General features: G+C 36.3%; 1 protein-coding gene. It reads left to right on the top strand.

Features of this window, described 5'->3' with window-relative positions:
• Nucleotides 1–45 precede the first annotated feature (45 nt).
• Entirely contained in the window at nt 46–2721 is a 2676-nt protein-coding gene (locus ACY65O_RS19880; RefSeq protein WP_462222601.1) for a TonB-dependent receptor, read from the top strand.
• Nucleotides 2722–2793: the final 72 nt, after the last annotated feature.

The following is a 2793-nucleotide window of genomic DNA, read 5'->3' as shown; positions in this document are numbered from 1 at the left end:
CTGTAAAAAAACGTCTAACTATAAAACTAACATTAAAAATACAGTATGAATCTTTTTAGAATTTTCCATTGCATTCTTTTTATTTCTTTTTCAATTACTTTAAATGCACAAATGCCAGGCGGAGGCCGTGGACAAATGGGTGGCGGCCAAAACATGAATCTCGGTCATTTTTATGGTAAACTTGTTGACAGTGCTACCAATAAACCTGTTGAAGCCGCTTCGGTGCAGCTTATTCAAAATAAATTAGCCACAGTTACCAAAAAAAGAAAAGACGTGGTGGTTAGTGGTATGCTTACCACAAAAAAAGGAGAATTCAGTTTAGAGAACTTAGCCATAATGGCGCAGTATAAATTGAAAATAACTGCTATTGGCTACAAACCCATTGAAAGAAAAGTTGCCTTTGAATTAAATATGGCGGGAATGAAACCCGGCGACATGAGCGGTATGCTTAGCGCCGTGGATAAAGACCTTGGTAATATTAAACTTACTGTTGATGCACAACAACTGGAGGCTGTAACAGTAATTGCTAACAAGCCATTGCTTACCATGGGTATCGACCGTAAAATTTTTAATGTAGAAAGAAATCTTACCAGCGTGGGCGGTACTGCTGTTGATGTAATGAAAAATGTACCGAGCCTTAGTGTAGATATTGACGGTAACGTTACCATGCGTAATGCAGCACCACAAATATTTGTAGATGGCAGGCCAACTACAATGACTTTAGACCAGATACCTGCAGATGCTATTGCAACCGTAGAATTAATTACCAACCCCAGTGCAAAATACGATGCCAGTGGCGGCGGAGCAGGTATATTAAATATTGTATTGAAGAAAAACCGTAAAGCGGGCTATAACGGTAACGTTAGGGCCAGTATTGACAGCCGTGGAAGGCCGGGCTTTGGTGGCGATATAAATATTAAACAGCAAAAAGTAAATCTTTTTGCATCAGGTATGCTGGGTATCCGTAAATCTAAAAGCGAAGTAACAACTGAACGCACAGATTTTTTTACCAAAAGTGTAGCCCATTCTTTACAAAATAATAACCCGGTTAACACAGGTTTTTTTAGTTTTGGCCGCATGGGGATGGATTATTTTTTAAATAACAGAAATACAATTTCTATTGGTGGTAATGTTGTAAGAGGGCAGTTTAAAACTAAAGATTTTCTTACCAGCCTTAATGACACCACTTATGCGTCCTCTGTAGTAAACGAAACTGCCACACGTACATCAAACAGTATTGGTAATTTTAGAAATTATGGCAGCACATTAAGTTACAAACATAATTATGCTAAGGCCGGTAAAGAACTTACTGCCGATGCAAATTTCAATTACAGTAAAAACGATAACGAATCGGATAACGATCAAAAACAATTTGCCGGTAACAGCAGCCCCAAAGGATTAAATCTTTTTCAAAATACAACTGGCGGTGGTACTACAAAATTTTATACTTTACAAACAGATTACAGCAATCCTATTACTGCTAAAATGAAAATTGAATTTGGTGCAAGGGCTGCATTCAGAGACTTTAGGAGTTTTAATACCATTACTAATATTTTTAAAGATTATACCGGGCAAACTTTTTTTGGTAACAAAATTAATACTGATTATAAATTTACTGATGAAGTATATGCCGGTTATACCACTTTCTCCCAACAGCTTAAAAATTTAACTTACCAGTTGGGCTTAAGGTTAGAAAGCAGTAAGTATGATGGTAACTTAATTACAAAAGATCAAAAATTCAGCAACAGCTATCCTTTTAGTTTATTCCCCAGTGCTTTTTTTACTTACAAACTAACAGAGAAACAGGATATGCAGTTGAATTATTCAAGAAAAATAAACAGGCCTAACTTTTTTCAGCTGATACCATTTATTGATGTAAGCGATCCTTTAAACATTTCAAAAGGTAATCCTGATCTGATACCGGAGTTTACCAATCTTGCAGAATTGTCTTATCAAAATCAATTTAATAATAAGCATTCTTTTTTTACCACTGTGTATTTTCGTAATACCAACGATTTAATTACACGTTATCAATACCGTGATGTAAACCCCAACACTTCAATTTCTGACAGTGCAACATTTAATACTTACGCCAATGCCAACAGCAGTTTTACTTATGGTTTGGAGTTAACAGTAAGAGATAAATTTATCAGCTGGTGGGATCTTACAACCAATTTTAATTTGTATAAAACCGATTTAAAAGCAGGTAATATTCCGGGCAGTATTAATCAGTCGCTGGTAAGCTGGTTTGCAAAAATTAATAACAGTTTTAAATTACCTAAAAATTATTCTATACAGGTAAGCGGCGATTACCAGGCAAAAACTTTACAGCCTGCAAGCAGCAGTGGCGGCGGAGGCGGTGGTGGACGTGGCGGCGGAATGTTTGGCGGTGGTGGCGGTTTTGGCCAAAGCCAGCCCGGAGCACAGGGTTATATAAAACCAAACTACGGAATAGAAATAGCCATAAGAAAAGATTTCTTAAAAAATAATGCGGCATCATTAACCCTGCAAATGAATGATGTGTTCAGAACTAAATTAAATGCGACTCATGCGGAAAGTTCTTTTTTAATTTATGATACTCAACGCAGAAGAGATCCGCAGGTTGCCCGTTTAAGCTTTAACTGGCGCTTTGGAAAATTTGATGTAAACTTATTAAAGCGTAAAAATATGAGAGGCGAAATGGATAATATGCAAAATGCACAACAGGGAATGGGAAATTAGGAATGTGAATTATTACAATATTGTAAAATATTTTAAATATAAAAAAAGGTTGCCAAAAATGGTAACCTTTTT

The sequence above is a fragment of the Ferruginibacter sp. genome, assembly GCF_031430955.1.
GTDB lineage: Bacteria > Bacteroidota > Bacteroidia > Chitinophagales > Chitinophagaceae > Ferruginibacter.
Note: the sequence above shows the minus strand (reverse complement) of the source record. Positions and strands in the feature narration are given on the sequence as shown.

Excerpts from the sequence above, each read along its gene's own strand:
- ACY65O_RS19880 (WP_462222601.1), top strand. The coding sequence starts at position 46 with ATGAATCTTTTTAGAATTTTCCATTGCATTCTTTTTATTTCTTTTTCA.